General features: G+C 62.4%; 19 protein-coding genes. 3 read left to right on the forward strand and 16 right to left on the reverse strand.

Going from position 1 to position 19,398, the window contains the following annotated elements:
* Positions 1-18 precede the first annotated feature (18 nt).
* Positions 19-993 carry a putative B6 ABC transporter substrate-binding protein gene (locus NKH97_RS08995; RefSeq protein ID WP_023809929.1) on the reverse strand — a complete coding sequence of 325 codons (975 nt, stop codon included), beginning with the start codon at positions 991-993 and terminating at the stop codon, positions 19-21.
* A 154-nt stretch (positions 994-1,147) separates the two neighbouring features.
* Here NKH97_RS08995 and NKH97_RS09000 point away from each other — a divergent pair, with 154 nt between their 5' ends.
* The gene (locus tag NKH97_RS09000) at positions 1,148-1,573 is read left to right on the forward strand and encodes a hypothetical protein (protein WP_023809930.1); all 426 of its coding nucleotides are present in this window, start codon (positions 1,148-1,150) and stop codon (positions 1,571-1,573) included.
* 38 nt (positions 1,574-1,611) lie between these two features.
* On the opposite strand, the gene NKH97_RS09005 is transcribed toward NKH97_RS09000, so the two are convergent.
* The 9 genes from NKH97_RS09005 to NKH97_RS09045 all read right to left on the reverse strand — a co-directional run bounded on the left by NKH97_RS09005 (position 1,612) and on the right by NKH97_RS09045 (position 10,701).
* Positions 1,612-2,622, reverse strand: coding sequence for an ABC transporter substrate-binding protein (locus tag NKH97_RS09005; RefSeq protein ID WP_023809931.1), 1,011 nt, complete (start codon positions 2,620-2,622; stop codon positions 1,612-1,614).
* Between the two features lie 39 nt (positions 2,623-2,661).
* On the reverse strand, positions 2,662-3,477 hold the full coding sequence (locus tag NKH97_RS09010; RefSeq protein WP_352796228.1) for an ABC transporter permease: 816 nt from the start codon (positions 3,475-3,477) through the stop codon (positions 2,662-2,664).
* Complete coding sequence (locus NKH97_RS09015) at positions 3,474-4,304, reverse strand: ABC transporter ATP-binding protein (protein ID WP_352796231.1); 831 nt, start codon at positions 4,302-4,304, stop codon at positions 3,474-3,476. The genes NKH97_RS09010 and NKH97_RS09015 overlap by 4 nt, the downstream gene beginning before the upstream one ends.
* A 130-nt stretch (positions 4,305-4,434) precedes the next feature.
* Entirely contained in the window at positions 4,435-5,364 is a 930-nt protein-coding gene (gene fhmpcd1 / locus NKH97_RS09020; RefSeq protein ID WP_352796234.1) for a 5-formyl-3-hydroxy-2-methylpyridine 4-carboxylate 5-dehydrogenase, read from the reverse strand.
* Complete coding sequence (locus NKH97_RS09025; RefSeq protein ID WP_023809935.1) at positions 5,364-5,984, reverse strand: glutathione S-transferase family protein; 621 nt, start codon at positions 5,982-5,984, stop codon at positions 5,364-5,366. Before NKH97_RS09025 ends, fhmpcd1 begins: the two co-directional genes overlap by 1 nt.
* 26 nt (positions 5,985-6,010) lie before the next feature.
* Complete coding sequence (locus NKH97_RS09030; protein ID WP_023809936.1) at positions 6,011-6,418, reverse strand: RidA family protein; 408 nt, start codon at positions 6,416-6,418, stop codon at positions 6,011-6,013.
* 9 nt (positions 6,419-6,427) lie between these two features.
* A complete protein-coding gene (locus NKH97_RS09035) occupies positions 6,428-7,585 on the reverse strand; it encodes an LVIVD repeat-containing protein (protein ID WP_352773830.1) in 1,158 nt (385 codons plus the stop codon).
* A gap of 45 nt (positions 7,586-7,630) precedes the next feature.
* Complete coding sequence (locus tag NKH97_RS09040; RefSeq protein WP_027039500.1) at positions 7,631-8,782, reverse strand: cupin domain-containing protein; 1,152 nt, start codon at positions 8,780-8,782, stop codon at positions 7,631-7,633.
* Between the two features lie 290 nt (positions 8,783-9,072).
* Positions 9,073-10,701: a GMC family oxidoreductase gene (locus NKH97_RS09045; RefSeq protein WP_352610531.1), complete on the reverse strand. Its 1,629-nt coding sequence runs from the start codon at positions 10,699-10,701 to the stop codon at positions 9,073-9,075.
* A 204-nt stretch (positions 10,702-10,905) separates the two neighbouring features.
* Here NKH97_RS09045 and NKH97_RS09050 point away from each other — a divergent pair, with 204 nt between their 5' ends.
* Together NKH97_RS09050 and NKH97_RS09055 are read left to right on the forward strand one after the other, a co-directional pair.
* On the forward strand, positions 10,906-11,583 hold the full coding sequence (locus NKH97_RS09050) for a FadR/GntR family transcriptional regulator (RefSeq protein WP_023809939.1): 678 nt from the start codon (positions 10,906-10,908) through the stop codon (positions 11,581-11,583).
* 42 nt (positions 11,584-11,625) lie between these two features.
* Positions 11,626-13,173, forward strand: coding sequence for a GMC family oxidoreductase (locus NKH97_RS09055; protein WP_352610532.1), 1,548 nt, complete (start codon positions 11,626-11,628; stop codon positions 13,171-13,173).
* A 58-nt stretch (positions 13,174-13,231) separates the two neighbouring features.
* On the opposite strand, the gene NKH97_RS09060 is transcribed toward NKH97_RS09055, so the two are convergent.
* The 6 genes from NKH97_RS09060 to NKH97_RS09085 all read right to left on the reverse strand — a co-directional run.
* The gene (locus NKH97_RS09060; protein WP_128305808.1) at positions 13,232-13,984 is read right to left on the reverse strand and encodes a GGDEF domain-containing protein; all 753 of its coding nucleotides are present in this window, start codon (positions 13,982-13,984) and stop codon (positions 13,232-13,234) included.
* A 228-nt stretch (positions 13,985-14,212) separates the two neighbouring features.
* The gene (locus NKH97_RS09065) at positions 14,213-14,917 is read right to left on the reverse strand and encodes a thermonuclease family protein (RefSeq protein ID WP_352440313.1); all 705 of its coding nucleotides are present in this window, start codon (positions 14,915-14,917) and stop codon (positions 14,213-14,215) included.
* Positions 14,918-14,950: 33 nt separating this feature from the next.
* Positions 14,951-16,150 (reverse strand): type 1 periplasmic-binding domain-containing protein, encoded by a 1,200-nt coding sequence (locus NKH97_RS09070; protein ID WP_502897074.1) that lies wholly within the window; start codon positions 16,148-16,150, stop codon positions 14,951-14,953.
* Positions 16,151-16,242: 92 nt separating this feature from the next.
* Positions 16,243-17,016 carry a lytic transglycosylase domain-containing protein gene (locus NKH97_RS09075; protein WP_128305813.1) on the reverse strand — a complete coding sequence of 258 codons (774 nt, stop codon included), beginning with the start codon at positions 17,014-17,016 and terminating at the stop codon, positions 16,243-16,245.
* Positions 17,017-17,047: 31 nt separating this feature from the next.
* A complete protein-coding gene (locus NKH97_RS09080) occupies positions 17,048-17,419 on the reverse strand; it encodes a hypothetical protein (protein WP_352796244.1) in 372 nt (123 codons plus the stop codon).
* A gap of 60 nt (positions 17,420-17,479) precedes the next feature.
* Positions 17,480-19,398 (reverse strand): calcium-binding protein (locus tag NKH97_RS09085; RefSeq protein WP_352796247.1); only part of this gene is annotated, 1,919 nt, incomplete at its 5' end.

Raw genomic sequence — 19,398 nt, forward strand, 5'->3', positions numbered from 1 at the left:
CAGTTGACCGTGATCGCCTTACTGGGCGACGCTGGTCATCAGTGCCCTGACGGCGGCCGCGTCATAGACCGGCTCGACCTTGATCTTGCCGGAAATGACGTCCTCGCGCAGCGCCTGGATTTCCGTCCAGACATTGTCCGGGATCGCAGCGGTCTTCAGCAGCTTGACCGAGTCGTCCTTGAGGCCGATCGTATAGTGTTTGGTGCCGAACGTGTCGGCCTTCAGGTCGGCAATCATTGCCGCATAAACCGGCTCGATGTTCCACACCACCGACGACAGCAGGAAGCCCTTGTCGATCGGTGACTTGTCGCCGATGACATCGATGAAATAGACCTTCCCGCCATCGGCTGCCTTGGTCGTCTCGACCGCCTGCAGCATGCCGAAGCTCGAACCGTTGCCCTGGCCGAAGATGATGTCGGCACCGGATGCGATCACGCTTTCGGTGACGCGCTTGCCGCCGGCCGCGTCGCTGTAGGCGGCAGGGCCGATCACCGCATAGGTGATCTTGACGTCAGGGTTTTCCGCCTTCACGCCTTGTGCGAACGCCGCCGACTGCGAATTCCACGATGGCGGTTCGCCCGAGACGACGATGCCGACCGACTTGGAACGCGACACCTTGGCGGCGAGACGGCCGGCGAGATAGGCACCCTCGTGGCCGCTCAGCGTGTAGTCGGCGACAAGGCCCTTCTCCAGGCCGGCTGGCGTGTCGACGATCGCCACCGGAACTTTCAATTCCTTGGCGATTTCGGGCGCCGAGGTGTTGTAGCCGCTGGCATGCGCGATCAGCAGGCTGGCGCCGTCGGAGGCAAGTTCCCGCAAGGTCGGACGAACGTCGCCATAGCCGAGACCCTGGGCCACGACCACTTCGACACCTGCGGCTTTGCCCGCCGCCTTGGCAGCGTCGATGCCTTGCTGGTTCCAGCCATAGTCCGTGCCTTCTTCGGGCGTCAGGATGGCGATCGACTTGACCTCGCCGGCAAGCGCGCCGCTCATCAAGACACCGCTCAATATAACTGCACTTACACTGCTCTTGAGAATCTTTAACATGTTACCCTCTCTGTTTTGATTTACCAATCAACATTCTTATTGTTATTGCGCGAAAGCGAGATAGACTGCCTGCGAAATTTATATATGGAGCTCAGGCAAAGTGAAGATCCGTTATGCCCTTCCGGTGATGCTGGCGTTGTCGTCCTTCGCCAACGCGGTTGAGTTGCACCATGTCACCGTCCGCACCGGCACTGACGGGCTCGACATGGTTCCGTTGACGATTTCGAATGCGGGCAGCGAAGGCCTCTCCTGCAACGCCGACTTCGCCCACTGGTATTCAGCCGGGATCGCAACGATCGAGCCGGGCAAGAAGACCCGCGTCGAGCTCTGGTTCGATGCGAAGACCGGCACGTTCACGATCCTCAACGACAAGCGCGAGAACCTGCCCGTCGAGCGGCTGTGGTGCGGTCTGGCGAGCCGGGCATATGCCACCCGCGTGCAGGTCACGCTCGACCGCGCCGATGCGGCGAAAGGCGAGCGTGATGTGTCCTGCGCCATCGCGCAGGACAGCCTGGTCTGCCGGTAGGCGCTCATCGATCTTTCCGTTCGAACACCGCGCGCCCCTTATTCTTTTGCCAGGAATGCGTCGGTGAAGACGTCGTCCGCCGACAGAGCCGCCTTGAGCACGCCCTGGTCCGTCAGCGTCTTTAGGGTCTCCTCCCACTGCGTCTTCGTCATCCAGCCGAGACCGTGTTCCTTGGTGTCGGGGCTGCTGAATGTCGAGGCGATGTCGGCGTTGATCTGCGCCAGCAGCACGTCCTTCTTGTCCGCATAGCCGGGCGCTGCCTTGGCCGTGATCTCGGCGGCCTCTTCCGGATGAGCCACGACATAGTCGAAGGCCTCCCTGTACGCCTTGACGAAGCGGCGCACGACGTCCGGCTTGTCCTTGATCATCGCCTGCGAGGTGAACAGGCCCGAGCCATAGGCTTTCCACCCATGGTCCGCCCCCATCATGATGCTGAGCGAGCCGGGGCCTCCGGCCTTAGCCTCCAGCTCGGGAACCTCGGCATCGATATAGCCGACGACCGTCTGAACCCGGCCAAGCAGCAAATAGCTTTCATAAGGCGGCGAGACGCTGTTCAGCGTCATGTCCTTTTCGGTCAGGCCATTGGCGGCCAGGAAGCCCTTGAAGAAGATGTAGGTGGAGCCAGCCGGATGAATGCCGATGGTCAGTCCCTTGAGGTCGGACGGCTTGGTGAGCTTCAGCGTCTTGGCCAGCGAAATGATCCCCAGCGGCGAGTGCTGATTGACGGCCGCCAGCGCCACGACCGGGACATTCTGCGACCGTGCGACGGCAAGCGTGGGAAGATCGCCGAAGCCGAAATCCGCGTTCTCATTGCCCACCAGCCGCATCGCGTCCGGCGAGCCGGACCCCTTGCGGATCTCGGCCACATCGATGTCGTTCTTGGCGAAGAAGCCTTTTTCCTTGCCGACGAAAAACATGGCGTGATTGCCGCGCACCACCCAGTCGAGCTGAACGTTGACCTTGTCCGCCGCCAGAGCAGCGTTGGAAAAACCGAGTGCTGCAACAAACGCCGCGAAGGTAGCGGCCTTGATAAGTGAGCGTCTCAGCATTTTTTGTTCCCTTTTATGAATTTGGTTGATCGAGCGGACCTAGGACTGGCTGAATTTCGGCGCCCACGGCACCACGATGCGTTCGAGGATTTCGGCGGCGTAGTAGAAGGCGATGCCAAGCACGGAAACGAGCAGCAGCGCTGCGAAGACCAGCGCCGTGTCGAGCTGGGTCGAAGCGAACTGGATGACGTAGCCGAGACCGTCCGACGCCCCGGCGAACTCACCGACGATGGCGCCGATCACGCTCAACGTGGCGGCGATCTTGGTTCCGGCCATCAGGTTCGGCAGCGAATGCGGAACACGGATCCTGAACAGGATCTGCGTCGGGCTGGCTCCGACGGAATTCATCAGCGACAGCAGCGAGCGGTCGACCGATTGCATGCCCGCCAGCATCGACAGTGTCACCGGGAAGAAGGCGATGACCAGGATGAGGCCGATCTTGGGCGCCAGCCCATAGCCGAACCAGAGGATGAAGATCGGCGCGAGCGCGACTTTCGGCACGTTCTGGAACAGCACCACCAGTGGATACAGCGCGCGTCCCAGCCAGTCGAAGCGCACGATGACCAGCGCAATGGCAATGCCGACCACGACCGAGACCAGGAAGCCGAACAGGATCTCGCCCGCGGTCACCAGCGTCGCTTGCATCAGCGTGCCCCATTGCGCCACCAGCGACTTCGCGATCTCGGACGGGGCGGGAATGATGAAGGCGGATATGGCAAAGATCCGCACGGCGGCTTCCCACGCCACGATCGTCACCAGCAGCAGGGTGACCGCCGGTAGCCAACTGCCGGTCGCCGCACTCCAGCTGGAGGCGAGGCGCGGCTCGGGAAGGTCCGTGATGGGTTGGTCGCTCAAGACGCGCCTCCCGGCTGATGGCTGGAGCGCAGCATGGTTCGCAACTGGACCACCAGCCTGACGAACTCCGGATCTTCGCTGACCGACAGGTCGCGTGGATAAGGCAGCGCAATGTCGAGGCTCTCGGTGATCCGCCCGGGCTTGATCCCCAGCACGTGCACATGGCGCGACAGATGGATGGCCTCGTCGATGGAATGGGTGACGAGCACGATCGTCTTGCCGGTACGCTGCCAGATTTCCAGCAGCGACTGCCCCATCGAATCGCGGGTGATGGCGTCGAGCGCGCCGAACGGTTCGTCCATCAGCAGCACCGCCGGATCGAGCGCCAGGGCTCGTGCGATGGCGACCCGCTGCCGCATGCCACCCGACAGCTCGTTTGGCCGCTTGTGGGCGCTATCGCCCAGCCCAACCAGCTCCAGCATCTCCTGCCCGCGCGCCCGCAATTCCGAGCGCGACAGCGACTTGTCGGCAATGCCGAGCAGCATCGAGGCATTGTCGACGGCGTTTTTCCAGGGGAGCAGGTTGGCGTCCTGGAAGACGAGGCCGATCATGCGCTTGCGCGCTGCCTCGACCGGTGCGAGCCCGGAGATCGAAACGCTGCCCTGGGTCGGCTGCACCAGTCCGGCCAGCACCTTCAGCAAGGTGCTCTTGCCGCAGCCGGAAGGGCCGATAAGGGAGACGAACGATCCCTTGGGCACCGAAAGATCGATGTTCCTGAGGATCAGCTGCCGGGCGATGACCACCGAAACGCCTTTGGCGGAGATCAGATCGTCATGGCGGATATGGGCCGGCCTGTCGCCGGCGGCTCGGATGGTTTCAATGCGCATCGCTTGTCGCCCCGCGCGCTTTCGTCGGCCGCAGCCGCGCCGTCTTGATGGCGAAGGCGCCCTTCACACAAACAGCCGACCGGTGGAACTCCTCAAACCGGCCTGCCCTCTGCGCACCGTTTGACATTGGCTACTCCCGGCCTTCCAGGATGCGCCGCACCGCGACGAGCTTGCGCGCCCGTTCGCCTTGCAGCGCCTTTGTCTGCTCGGGCGTGTAGGCAAACATGCCCTCGCCCGACTTGATGCCGAACTTCAACGCAGCCGTCTTCTCCAGCACCATCGGCGCGACATCGTCGCGGTTGGAGAGATCGGCATTCAGGAAGGACGAGACGGATTTGTAGATATCCAGCCCCGCCATATCGAGCAGCGCCATCGGGCCGATGACGGCGATCTTGTAGCCAATGCCCCACGATACGCAGGTGTCGAGATCTTCCGGTTCGATGACGCCGCGCTCGACAAGGTCGACCGCCTCGCGCAGCAGCGCGTAGAGCACGCGGTTCTCGACGAAGCCCGGAACGTCCTTCTTCACCACCACCGGCAGCAGGCCGATCGAGCGAATGAGGTCGCGGATCGTGGCCACGGTTTCAGGTGCGGTCTTTTCGCCGCCGATCACTTCGATCATCGGAATGATGTGCGGCGGGTTCGACCAGTGCATGCCGACCATCCGCTCGGGATGCGAAATATGCGCCTGCAGCTTGGTGATCGGGATGCCCGACGTATCGGACGCGACGATGACGGACGGGCCGATCAGCGGATCGATGTCACGATAGGTCTGCGCCTTGATGTCGATATTCTCGGGCACGTTCTCGATCACCAGTTCGGCGCCATCGACGGCCTCGGCGATCGTCTCGACGAATCGCACGCTGCCGGCGCCTGTCCCGGGCGCCTTGATGTCGAGACGATCGAGCACGCCGCCGGCGAGATCGAGCATGCCGCGGGCACGCTCGACCGACGCCTGTGAAACATCATACGCCGTGACATCGAGGCTGCCGCGCGAAAGCCGCGCGGCGATGCCTGGACCCATCGTTCCCAATCCGATGAGAGCGGCGCGCTTGATCATCATGCCGCCTTTGCGGGAGCAGCAGTGGTTGCCGCCTTGAAGGCCGGCCGGGCGGCGATCGCGGCCACCCAACGCTCCAGATCGGGCATCGACGGCCGGTCGATCTTGAAGTCGACGCAGCGCTTCAGGATCGGCGCGCAGGCGATGTCGGCAAGGGTCAGCTTGTCCAGCGCCAGGAAGTCCTTGCCGGCCAGGTGGCCATCGACGATCTTGAGTTGCGCGACAAGGTCCTTCACCTGTTCCTTGTATTCGGCGGTCTGTTCCTCGGGTGTGAGCTTGGCGCCCTTGAAGGCCGCAAGGTAGCCGGGATTGACCGCCGCCAGCAGGAAATCCATCCAGCGCTCGACCTCGGTCTTTTCCGCCGGCGTGGCGCCATTCAACTGTTCGCCACCGAATGCCGCGAGATAGCGCAGGATGGTGTTGGACTCCCAGATCACGGTGTCACCGTCGACCAGCGTCGGCACCTTGGAGGTCGGGTTGAGCGCCTTGTATTCCGCCGTCTGGGTGTTCTCGAACTGGCGGCCATAGTCCTCGCGCTTGTAGGATGCCCCAAGCTCTTCGAGCATGAAGAGCACCTTCTGGACGTTGCCTGATGTCTGGCGGCCTAACAGCTTGTACATGTCGTCTCCTCGATTGTGTCCAATGCCTACTTGCTCGCTGGGAGCGGCTTGTAGACGATCGCGTCCATTTCGATCTTGGTGTTGATGACGGCCTTTGCCTCGACGGTCGTGCGCGCCAGCACGGCATCGCCGATCCCTTCGAGGAACGCCTTGTTGTAGCGGCCGAAATCGCGCGTATCCTCGAGATAGGTGGTGATCCGCACGACATCCGACAGCGTCGCGCCCTCATGCGCGATGACGCGCGCGATGGTCTTCAGCGTGGCCAGCGTCTCTTCCTCGATCGTGCCGCTGATCATGTTGTTGTTGTCGTCCTTCGGCACCTGGCCCGAGACGAAGATGAAGTCGCCGGCACGCACCGCCGGATGAAACGGCAGGTTCGGGTTCTTGTTGCCGATGGCGTAATGGCTGGCGGATTTTCGCGTGCTGTCGCTCAATGCCTGCTCCTAGAGAACACTGGTTTCGATGATGTCGACGCCACGGATGCGATCGATCAGGTAGACGATGCCGCGGTCGTCGATGGTCACGTCGTTGGACGAGGAACGCTCCGCCCCCTCGGGCGCGTCGGGCACGAAATGGCCGACCTCCTTTGGCGCGAACGGGTCGGCGATGTCGACGAGGCGCAGCCCCTGCGCGAACCATGCAAACGGAATGATCGTGCCCTTGAACCGTTCGGAAGGCTGATGGCAGCCGGTCATCTGCGGCTGCGGTGAACCATCCGGGTCGAGGCCCGGCACCTGGAAGGTCGAGATCGGCAACGGGTTGGTCTCGTCGGTGATGTCGTAGATCCACGTGAAGGCCGGCGGTGATGGCCGAAGCTTGGCGACGTCCTCGTCCGCCACCACCATGATGTTGCGGCCCTTGAGCGGCTGTGGAATCGGCAGGCAGGTGTGGGTGGGATGCGGAAAGCTCGGGCTCGAATTGACGTGCGAGACCAGCTTCGGCTTGGTGATGTCCGAAATGTCGAGGATGAACAGGCCGTGATGCCAGTAGCTGACATACAGCCGGTCGCCCATGCGCAAAGGATGGTGGCAACGCGGCGTGACATAGTCGTGCCAGGGGTATTCCTCGCCGCCACCGGTCCACTGGCCGGGTATCCACCAGCGTCCGACCTCGACCGGCTTTGTGGGATCGATCAGGTCGAGGATCATCACGATGTTGCCGACATAACCGTCGGCGGTCGGCGAGATGTAGACGTAACGGCCGTCGAAGTCGTAGCGGTGGACGCCCTTGCCGCCGGTTATCCATTTCGAGATGAGCTTGGGCTGTGCCGGCTTGGTTGTGTCGTAGAGTACCAACCCGCCGCCGAAATCGGCCGGGCCGGCATCGCCAAAGCGCTCGTGGTTGATGATCATCAGCCCGTCCTTGGCGCGCACCTTGTGCGAGTGCCAGCCGGGCGGAACATCGATCGTGGCTATCTTGCGCGGATTGCGCGGGTCGGAAATGTCGACCAGCGTCGTACCGCTCGGCGGCCGCATGTGGCCGATATAGAGGATGTTGCCGTCGACCCAGACCTGGCCGCCGCCTGGGCAGTCGACATGGCCGATCTGCTTGGTGTTGAACGCCGAAACCAAATGCATACGCCCTTGCTGCTGAAACGTCATTTCAATGTCCCCGCCGCCAATGGCGGCGGGGCAGTAGGATGGGAACTAGACGAGACGGAGCAGATCGCCGGCCTGGTTGCGGCCCCAGCGCTTGTAGAGGAGCAGCGCCTTCTGCGTCGGCGCATCGGTGGCGCCGAAGAAGATCACCGGCTCGCTCGACGAGCCGTTGACATGCTCGACCCAGGAACCCCCGGGTATGGCGATGGTGTCGAATTGGTTCCAGTCGTAACGCTTGCCGTCGATGATCGAATGGCCGTTGCCACGGAACGGCGCCAAGAGCAGGCTGGCGGTCTCGCGCTGCGGCAAGGTCTTCTCGCCGGGGCGCAGCATCTGCACGTAGAAATTGATGGTGTGGAAGACGGGTCCGCCGGTCGTCGGATCGACATAGTCGATGACGATGCCTTCATGAGGGTCGCCATCCCAATCCTTGTGAGCGTCTAGGACCGCTTCCATCTTCTCCCAGCGATAGACATACATCGGAGACGACAGGCCGCCGCCGCGCTTGTGGTCGACGAAACGCGGCATCAGGCCGCCCTCGCCATAGATGCGCTGTGAATAGTCACCGGGATAGCGGGCGGTCTGCACCTTCTTCTCGACTTCCTTGCCGTCGACCATCTCGGTGTATTTGTGGTCGAAATGGACGGCGTGCAGCGTTTCGACCAGCGGCAGGTCGAGCACCGACAGGTTGACCGCCTGCTCGCCGCCGACGGTGCCATGATTGTGCCAGGCGTCGTTGGGCGTCAGCACCATGTCGCCGGGGCCGAAGACCACGTCTTCGCCCTCGACGCCGGTGAAGTTGCCCTTGCCGGTCAGGCCGAAGCGGATGGCGCTCGGCGAGTGCTTGTGCGGCGGCATGATCTCGTCGGGATCATTCAGGCGGTAGGCGGTGTACATGGTGCTGACCGATGCACGCTTGGGCGCAAGGCCAGGATTGACCAGGATCAGCGAGCGGCGCTCGCTGTCGTCCATGGTCACCAGTTCGGCGGCGCGTTGCAGCAGCGGCTCGATGTCCGAATAGGACCACACGAAGGGAACGGCCTTCGACGTCGCCATCAGCTGCTTGATCTCGTCATGATCGACGCCTTCCGACGTCGCCCAGAACGGAAACATGTTCTTTGCGTAGAGGGCGTCATAGAGGCCCTTGAGTGCTGCCTTCTTGTTGGTGAGCACATCGTTAGCTGGTTGCGCCAGGGACATATCGGACACCTCTCGTCACGAAGAAAATACTTCTAACCAACTCAACCGTATTCGCATTGGTTTTGCGCGACAATACCCAAATTGCGAATTTTATAAGTTTTTGGTTGAGGTGCATTTTTGAGAGGCAAATGCCCAGAAACAGGCAGAAATAGCCCAAGAATGCTCGAAATATGCCTTGAAATCAGGGCATGAAGCCGCCTCGTCACGGCCAGGCGGAGGCACATGACGGTCCAACCAACGCAGTTTTCAATCTCAACCAAAAGACTTTGGTTGTATTCCGGCCGCCTCTGTCAGGCCGCCACGCTCTGTTGGGCGCGGCTGCGGATCAGATCCGCGGCCTTTTCGGCGATCATGACGACCGCCGCATTGATGTTGCCGCAGACGAGGTCGGGCATGACCGAGGCGTCCACGACACGAAGTCCGGCGATGCCGCGCACCCGCAATTCCGGATCGACCACCGATGCCGCATCGACGCCCATGCGGCACGTGCCGGCCGGATGATGCACGGTGATCGAGGTCTTGCGGATATGCTCGTCGATCTCTTCGTCGCTCTCGCATTTCGGGCCGGGGAAGAACTCCGCACCAACGAACGGAGCCATGGACGGCTGGCTGGCAAGGTTGCGCGCAACACGAAAGCCGGCGCGAAGCGACTGCCAGTCGCGCTGCGAGGACAGGAAATTCTGATGGATCAGGGGCGCGGCGACCGGATCGCTGGACGCCAGCCTGACGCTGCCGCGGCTCTCCGGCTGCACGGCAACGATACGGGTCGCAAAGCCGTCGGCGAACGGCGCCTTGAACGGCGACATGTAAGGCCATGCTCCAAGCGGTGCGGCGGTGAAAAGCAGCTGTACGTCCGGCAACGGCCGGCTTGCGTCGCTCTTCAGGAATGCCACGACGCCGCCAGGCACATCTCCCGAAAAGCCCTTTCCGGTGAGATAGGTCTTGACGAAATCCAGCCCGATACGATCGGCCCGCATCATCTTGAGAAACGGTCCCGGTTGTTTGCGACGATACATCAGGATGACCGAAACATGGTCCTGCAAATTCTTGCCGACCTGCGCACGATCGACTTTCGTCTCGATGCCATGCGCCGCGAGCTCGCCGCTGTCGCCTATGCCTGACAGCATCATCAGCTGCGGCGTGTTGATGACGCCGCCGGCAAGCAGGACCTCGCGCCGCGCCACAACTTCATGGCTCGCCCCGCCTCTGGTGTAGGCAACGCCGGTTGCGCGCCCATTCTTCAGCAGGATCTTCGTCGCCATCGCGCCGGTCAGCACCTTGACGTTGCCGCGACGCATAGCCGGCCGCAGATAGGCGGTCGCGGTCGAGCAGCGGCGGCCGTTCGCAATTGTCATCTGCAGGCGGCCGAAGCCTTCCTGTATGGCGCCGTTGTAGTCGTCGGTCTGCGGATATCCGGCATCACGGCTGGCCGTCGCGAACGCATCGATCAGTTCGTCCTTGTAGCGGCAGAACTGGGTGTTCAGCGGCCCGCTGCCGCCGCGATACCGGCTTTCGCCTCCTTCCCAGCGCTCCTGCTTCTTGAAGTAGGGCAGCACCTTGTCGAACGACCAGTCCGTCAGGCCGCTTGCCGCCCAGCGATCATAGTCGCCGCGATTGCCGCGCACATAAGCCATGGCGTTGGTGGAGGAAGAGCCGCCGATGACCTTGCCGCGCGCGCATTCGACCTTGCGCCCGCCGACATTGGCCTCGGGCTCGCAGAAATACATCCAGTCGTGGCGGCGTTCGGTCAGGATCTTGCCCCAGCCGAGCGGGATGTGGATCATCGGATCGCGGTCCCAATCCCCCGCCTCCAGCAGAAGCACCGACACGGCAGGGTCTTCGCTCAGCCGGTTCGCCAGCACGCAGCCGGCCGATCCCGCACCGACAATGACGTAGTCAAAGGTTTCGTCAGCCGGCATGCGTGATCCTCGGGAGAAAGACGGTCCGCCGCGATGGCAACCGTCGACATGGGCAGTCAACCATTGCGCAACTGGTGTTGTCAACCATTGCGTACAGTTGTAGATTGGTTGAATTGGTTGAGTGCCGTCGAACAGGTTTTCGTGTCACAATATGATGTCGGGACGTTGAGTCGGCGGTCTGCCGATCGGACAGGAGATTTGGTTTTGAGCGCATTCGAGCCGCAGGTCGGACCATCGGATCTCGACGACATCATCGCCGCGGTCCGCCAGTTGCAGCAGGGCGGCGGCAAGCTTCCGTCCGAGCGCGATCTTGCGGAACATCTGAGCGTCAAGCGCCATCAGCTTCGCAAGGCGCTTGAAGTGCTGCGCCTTTCGGGCGACCTCAAGCCGGCGCGCGCCAGGCGGGCGCCGACTGCCCTTCCGAGATATGGCGAGGAACTGGTCAGGGTAACCAATCCGATCGAGGTCCTGGAATTGCGCCTGATCATGGAGCCGGGCCTTGCCCGACTGGCGTCGCTGCGCGCCTCCTCTTTCGAGACGGCGCGGATCCTCGACGCGGCAACCACGCCTGAGAACGCCCCGTCGGGTGAGGTCGACTTCGCTTTCCATCTCGCGATCGTCGCCGCGGCCCGCAACCACCTTGCCGCGGAATTCTACAAGATGCTGCGCCAGGTCGGTGTCGATGCGCGGGTGAAGGTTGCGCGCACCGCGGCACCCACCTGCCCCAAGCGGATCGCCCACCGCGACGGCGAGCATCGCCTGATCGCCGAAGCGATCTCGCAGCGCGATCCCGAAGCGGCAGAGACCGCAATGCGCGCGCACCTTTTGTCCGTGCAGAGACAGATCATGGAACGGTCGAACGCCGGCGCCTTTGCCGCGTGATCGTATCACCTCTGACATCGAGCCTGTGCGGGGAATTTCAAATTGAAACGTCATTTCGACGTGCTGGTGATCGGCGCGGGATCCGCAGGCTCGGTTGTTGCCAGCCGGCTCAGTGAAGACCGGTCGTGCCAGGTCGGCCTCATCGAGGCCGGGGCGATGCCGGCCGATCCCGACATCGCCGATCCGCTGAAATGGACGATGCTCCAGGGCCGCGCCTATGACTGGAGCTACCGGACCGTGCCCCAGCCCTTCACTGCCGACCGCGTCCATGAATGGCCGCGCGGCAGGATAGTCGGCGGCTCGAGCTGCCTGCATGCAATGGCCTATGTGCGCGGCCATCCCGATGATTTCGAACCTTGGGCACAAGCCGGTGGCGAGCGCTGGTCCTATCGGGGGTTGTTGCCGGGCTTCATCCGCAGCGAAGCCTTCACCGCCTTCGATGCGCCGACACGCGGCAAGAGCGGCCCGCTGGACGTCTATCTGCCGGACGCCGAGGTCAGTCCGGTCGTGCGTGCCTACATCGCCGCCGGGCGATCCCTGGGCGCTCCCGCCCTGAGCGACCACAACGGCGGCGAACTGGTCGGCACCAGTCCCAATTCACTCAATATACGTGACGGCAAGCGCCTGAGCGTCGCCGACGCCTATCTGCCGCCGCGGGTCATGGCGCGGCCGAACCTGACCTTGCTCGCCGGCCACGAGGTCGAGCATCTAGTGCTGGACGGCCACAAGATCACGGGCGTGAGCGTGGTGTGCGGGGGTGAGACCGGAACACTCTCCGCCGACCGGATCGTTCTTTGCGCCGGCGCCGTATCCACGCCGCTCATCCTCATGCGGTCGGGCATTGGCTGTCCCGATACGCTGAAGCAGGCTGATATACGCTGCCTAGCCGATCGGGGCGATGTGGGCCGCAACCTGCAGGATCATCTGCTGGCTCTCGGAAATGTCTACAGCACGAAAAAGCCGGTGCCGCCCTCCCGCCTGCAGCACTCCGAATCGCTGATGTATCTGCACAGCGACGATCCGACCCGCTCTACGGGAAGTCCCGATATCGTGCTCGCCTGCGTCGTCGCCCCGTCCGCGGCCGAGGGCCTGAAGACCCCGCCCTATGGCTCCGCCTTTACCATCCTGTGCGGCGTCACCCATCCGACAAGCCGAGGGCGCATCACACCAAGCGGGCCGGGCCGCAACGATGCGCCGGTCATCGACCCACATTATCTCGAAACCGAACACGACCGCGCGACATTCAGGATGGCGTTGAAGCGGGCGCGCATGGTCGGCCATCATGCGGCTCTGGACGAATGGCGCGATATGGAGATCCTGCCAGGCGCCCCGGTTCAGTCCGATGCCGAACTCGATGCTTTCATTGCCAGGGCTGCTTCCACCCATCACCATCCGGCCGGCACGTGCCGGATGGGTCGTGACACTGAGGCCGTCGTCGATCCTGACTTGCGGCTGAACGGCTTCGACAATGCCTTTGTCGTCGACGCCTCGGTGATGCCGGCGATCCCGAGCGGACCGATCAATGCCGCGATCGTCGCCGTAGCCGAAACCTGGGCGGCGTCTTCACGGGCTACCCCGTCGTCAGCGTAACCGCGGCCGCGTCCGACAATTCCCCTGGGTTCCGAATGGCTCTGGTTCCCGGCGAATGTCAGCTATGGAGATGCGTCAGTTCAAACGCGGCTCCGTCCTGGACGCCGGCCATGCGCTGCTCGGCGGACCGGAACATGTCCGCGAACTCCACCTGGTTTTCGAACACCACGCCGCCGACCTTGACGGTCAGGGCATCCTCGGTCCCCTTTGGCGCGAAATAGACTTGCGCGATGCGCGCCTCGATACGCTGGCCGATTTCCCTGGCTTCTGCTTCGGTCGCGCCGGCGAGGAAAACCCCGAACATCGACGTCCCCATGCGTCCAACCAGGTCTTCCGCGCGCACCGACGATTGTATGGTCGAGGCTATGAGCCGCAAGGCTTGATCGCCCCATTCAAGACCAAAGCGCAGGTTGATGGACCGCAGATGCTCCGAATGGATAACCAGGAAGGCGCCCGATTTAGGCCCCGGCACCGACGGCCTTGCCGTTCTTTTTTCGACCATTGACGTGAAGACCGCTCCGTTCAGGCAGCCGGTCGTGGTGTCGAAGGTTGCCGACTTGTCGAGTTCCCGGCGATAGCGACGAAGCTCGATCTGTTTCAATCCAACGAACAGAAAAAGCGGAACACCAAGGACAACAGGCAACAGGATTGCCGTGATCATGCTGCGCCCAAATGGCGTCAGCGCCTCGGAGAACAGGAGCAGATAATTGAGGCCGACGGAAACGCCCAGGATTGCAGTGGTTCCCAGAAAGGTCAACAAAGCGACGCCTTTCCATGCCTGGTCGGTGGTGCTCGCCATAGTCTTTGTCACTGGCCGATCTCCTGTGGATGGGCTGGTATAGGGCCGGTGTGTTGCAATTTCAGTTTCAAGGAACCTTGCAATTTAATCGATTGCGCGATGACCCCATCAAGGCTGCGGACGAAATCGGCTTGCTCCCAATGCATGACCTCGGCTTTGGGAAAAGGACATGCAGAAAAACAAAGATCTAAGCTGCGCCCGTGGCGGTTAACAAACAAAACATCAGGGTTGAATGGCAGGCTATTGTGCCGGGCCGAATATGCCCATCTCAGCCTTTCTGGCTGTCGCCTCCGCCTTGCCGTAGATGCCGCTCGGCAGCGCCGTGGCCCAGCCGTTGGAGACAAGCCAGGCGCCAACATCCTGCTTGCCCAGCCTGCACGGTGCGGCGACGGCAAAACGCTCGACGTCCGGAGGTACGAAACAGTGCAGCCCGCGTCCCCTCAGCCAGGAATTGAAAACGGCGCGTGCGCGCAGGCCGCAAGGCCAGGTGACGTCATGAAACGAGCAGGAGCTGTCGAGATCGATGCCTCGCACTCCGCTGATGACCACCTTGCGGCCCATGGATTCGAACATCGCCGACGATGTGGCAACCGGGCGGTAGAGCAAGACCTCCCGCCAATCCCCAGGCATTGGCGTTTTCGGGGGCACGGCGAGACCGAGCTCGCTGAGTGGCGGACGGGGCTCGGTCCGTTCGATCTCAGCGGGATCAAGCCGTGGCGGAGCGATCAGGTCTTGAGCAACCTTGCGCGCCGGCTCCAGGCGTTGTGCGCCGGCTACCGGGGCAACCGGCCGGATAGGCTGCGTATCGTCAACATCCCGCGACGGGGCACGGACAGGCCGATCGACCGAAAGCAACGCCCCACCTTGAATGATCAGCAGTATCCCGGCCAGAAGCAGCAGGCTGCCGAGCCCGATCGCCTGACCGCTGCGGCCCAGCCTGCCCATCAGCGCGAACAGCTTCTCAAGGCTTCTCGCCGGTCAGAAACCCGACGTCGATTTTGCAACCAGCTTGAGCGCACCTTTTTCAATCCGATAGAACGGCATCGAGCGTTCGCTGGATCCGTCGGCCCGAAACCGGAACAGGCCGGTCGACCCGCGAAAGCCGTTTGGATTCTCGAGAACCTTTTTGCTGAAGCCATCAGGCCCGATCGCGCTGGCAATCCCTGCCGTCAGGGCAACCATGTCATAGGCATAGGCCACATTGACGTCAGCGGGATAGTTGTATGCCGTCCTGAATCGGTCGGCGATCGGCCCGGTTTCACTTGGATCGAGCGTGGCGATAAACGCCCCCTCGAAGAGCGGATCCATGGGGTGCTCCAGCCAACGGTTCGTTCCGACGACGGAGATGGTCTTTCCCGGAATGCCCTTCGATTTGAGGGCGGCAAGGACAGGCGACGGACTGCCATTGCCGCTGGCGACAATGACGGCGTCGGGGGCGTCCACGAGTGAGCCCATTTCGTCGACCGCCTTCGCGGCGCCGTCGCCGGCGGAATATCGGAGAGTGACCGCGAGCGCCGCGCCGTAGATGCTGAGGCTGTTTGCGACCCGCTTCTCCATGGCGCCGGCGTTTGGGCCATCCGCGACAAGCAGTACGAACTTCTTGCTGCCTTTCGCGGCTAGTCCCGCGGCGCCCGCGGCGGCGCTGTCCGCTTCGCCAAGGAGCACGGCATAAACCCCGGCGCCACCGGCGAAATTATCGGCGAGCGCCAGGACCGGTGGCCGCTTCGATCCAGACAGCGTGGCAATATGCTGGGCTGCCGTCAGTTCGGTCGGGCCGATCACGACCTTCGAGCCCGTCGTTATGGCCGTTATCGCCATTTTGCTGGCCAGTGCGCTGTCGCCTTTGGTGTCTTCTACCGTCAGCGTAAGCAATCCATTGCCAATATCCGTCATCGCCAGCTTGGCCGCATCCAGCATTTTCCTGCCGTTTTCGCCCGCTGTTCCGGAGCCGGACAACGGCAGCAGCATCGTGACTTTGGTCGAACCGGTGCCCAGCGACTGGGTCGCCTGGACGGGGCCGGCACCGGCGGCGCCATTCTGCCCGGCAGGCGCGGCAATCGCCGCCGGATCGAGCACTTCGGACACGCCGCCTTTCGACTGGCAGCCCGATAAGATCGCGGCGAGCGCCAAGGCGATTGCCCATGTCCGCGGACAGTGGACCTGTCGGCCAGCTTCCATGAATGCTCCACCCCTATGTGCCGCCGGATATTGTTCCCGGTCTGGTCTCCAACGCATGTTACGGCGGACTTGCAGTGCCGTCTGTAGTTCTTTTAGCCGCCGAAAAGCCTGCCTCTGAGCGTCCTGATCTGCCTTGCTTGCCCGGCACTTCGATAGTCGGCGCATTTCATGTATCGCGGCCCGGGCACGAACAGGCGGCGCACGCAAACGCCCTTTGCCCCCTTCCCCGGCCAGAATTGGGCAGCGGCTCCACCCTCACCGCCTGAAAAGGCGGAAAAGCCGAACGTCGCCACCGGCAACGGCCCGGTCACTTCAATCCCCTCCCTTGCCAGGATTGCCCGCGCACGCTGGCAGTAGCGGACCGAAAGGGCCGAGAACCGGCTTTCATTGTGCCCGGCGCGATACTTCATGACGGTGGTGCACAGATCGCCCCCGGCCAGCCTGTTGGCCTGTGCAAGATATCTGACTCCCAGCGCGATGTTGGTCGCCGGCGCGCTCAGATCGTCCAGAGAACCTCGAAAGCCGAGCATCCTGGCCGTCGCCGGCATCACCTGCATCAGGCCGACTTCGCCGTCGGCGCCTTGCACGCCGGGATCGAAGCCGCTTTCGATCTCCATCACCGCATGCGCCAGCAGCGGCTCCAGGCCATGGATCGATGCCTGGCAGCTGGCAAATGCCTTGAATGTCTGCCGGGTCCACTCCGTGGCCGGATCACAGCGCACTGCCTGCTTCAGGCCGGACGAAAGCTGTTGTTTCACGGATGGTCGTTCCAGCCAGTTGGCACTGGCCGGCGTGACCGTTTGGACAAAGCCAAGCAACACGATCGCGCCCGCGACCGCCTTCAGGAAGGATCCGTCGGCTGTCATGATGGCCAACAGGCGTGGTTCGCCTAGCCGGTCAGTGCATGTACTCGACCATGCGATCGTGAAAACACTCGCATTTGTTGAGGGTGTCTTCGTCCTTGTAGTTCGTCTTGAGGTAGCCGTAAGCCATGCCGCAGGCGACCTTGGCTTCCGATGCCCAGACGAAGACGGGACGCGACGAGTTGATCCACTCCGAACTGTTGGCGGCGGCGACCGACTCGTCCGTCAGCTTCACCACTTGCTGCTTCAGATCGACGATGTTGTCGTTCAGCACCAGGTTGGACGTCCCCACGACACGGCAATAATCGCCGGTCGGGCCATCGATGATGTCGGCGGCATACCCCGTCGACCCGACTGCCAGCAACAGCGTCGCAGCGGAAACCAGCAGTCTTGCAGAACGTTTCATGTTGAGCTCCCCTAGATATTAGCGATGTATAACATAGTCGCGTGGCCGTGCGCCATGGCGTTAAACCACGTTTGCAGTCGTCGTATGCTGGGTTACGCCATCGTCGTAGAGCAGCGTGATGGTGTTGGCAGCGGGCAGGTTCGTCAGCGTTGCCACGTCAATGAAATTGGCTCCGCCGGTTGTCCCATTCGCATCTACGCTGAGCGTGCCCGTCCCCGCATCGTAGTTCACGAAGTCACCGATATTAGCCCCTCCGGGTGCTGTGTCGAACAGCCCGGTCAGGTCGATCTTGTCGCCCTCGCCGCCATTGAAGTCAGTGATGAGATCCTTGATGTCGAGATGATCGAGCTTGAACGTGTCGGCGCCAGTGCCTCCGGTAAGCGTGTCTTGGCCCGCGCCACCGATGAGCAGGTCGTTGCCAGCACCTCCATCGAGCGTGTCGTTGCCAGCACCACCGTCAAGGAAGTCGTTGCCACCTCGCCCAATGATGATGTCATTGCCGCCATTGCCGTTAAGATGGTCGATGCCGGACGTTCCATAGATCTGGTCGGCCAGTGTGGCATCGCCATTCACCGTGATCCCGGGGTCGCCTGGATCATGCGAGAAGAAAGAGAAGCTCACTTTGCGCGCCTGGAAATTGCCGCCATCATTGTCGAAATAAGACAGGGTCCAGTTGTCGCCGACTGACGGCGGATGCGTGATCAGGTAGCTGGCAAGCGTTGTGGAGGTGGCATTGCCGCTGCCGTCCAGAAGGTAAATGTGGTCGTAGTCGACGGTCGCCTTCATCAAACCTGTGGTCGGATCGTAGAACCAGCTCTGCTCGAAAGTCCCAGGGCTGGTGTCATCTTCGACGATCGCGAAGCGATCCGAGCCAATTCTGATTTCGACTTGCACTTCCTGCTCACGATGCGAGCCCGCGCTGCTGTCTCCGTAGACACCCGGATTCCGTTCGCCCAAGGGAATAGGCGTGATGAAAGGCGACTCCTGGAAGTCGGTATAGACCACTACCGTCGAGTTGTGTGGATCAGCCAGGATTGCGCTGACCGTCGCTTGCGACAGGGAGAGCGTTGTGATCTGATCGTTGCCCGACGTAAGCGGACTGTTGCCATTGCCAATCTGCGACGTGTCGCTCGGCAGGCTAGTCGGCGGCACTTCGTGGATGCCGACCGTCTGCGCTATGTGAGTATGACCGTCATATACATCCAGCGACAGGTTGTTGTTGACCGTGTCAGTTTGCGATGCTGTTGGCCGATAAACCAGGTCGTCCAGCAAATCGATACCGCCGGACGGATTGTAGAGCACCGTGCCGGCTGTTAGGGCGACATAGGTCACGCCGTTGAAATAGAATGTGCCGGTGGGGATCGTTCCCGTGGCGGTGACAATGAGGTTATCCCCGTCCGCATCCGTCGGAATGGAAACCAGCAACGGATACCCATTCGGATAGCTAGGCGTGCTCAAGGTCTGCTGCGCCGGGTCGCTCGACATCCAGTTCTGGGTGTTCGCGACAACGGGTGCGTCATTGATGTCCGCCAGGTTGATGGTCAGCGTCGTCGTCGACAGGTCGCCGTCGCCGTCCTTGATGGTGTAGACGAACACGTCCGTGGTGTTGGCGCTGATGCTGTGGGTCGTCGACTGGTAGGTATAGGAGCCGTCGGCGTTGAGGTGCAAGGTGCCGTGCAGGCCGGCAATGTCGGTGTTAACACCGGTCGTCACCGCCGTCGTCGTATTGCCGCCCGCTGCCCGCACGCCGTCGATGGTTGCACCGTCGGCGCCGGCAACGTCATTGACCAGCACGCCCGCCGCCGCCGTCACGGTCAGCAGAGCGCCTTCGTTTACATTGCCAGTGTCGGCATGTGCCGTCGGAATGTCGTCGGTGACGTCGATGGTGATGGTGTTGGTGATCGTGTTGCCGTTGGCGTCGGTCGCCTGGTAGGTGAAGGTCTCGACATTGTTGACGGTGTTGGTGCCGTTGTTGGCAT

Origin of the sequence: Mesorhizobium sp. M0870 (genome assembly GCF_040319775.1) — a bacterium.
GTDB lineage: Bacteria > Pseudomonadota > Alphaproteobacteria > Rhizobiales > Rhizobiaceae > Mesorhizobium.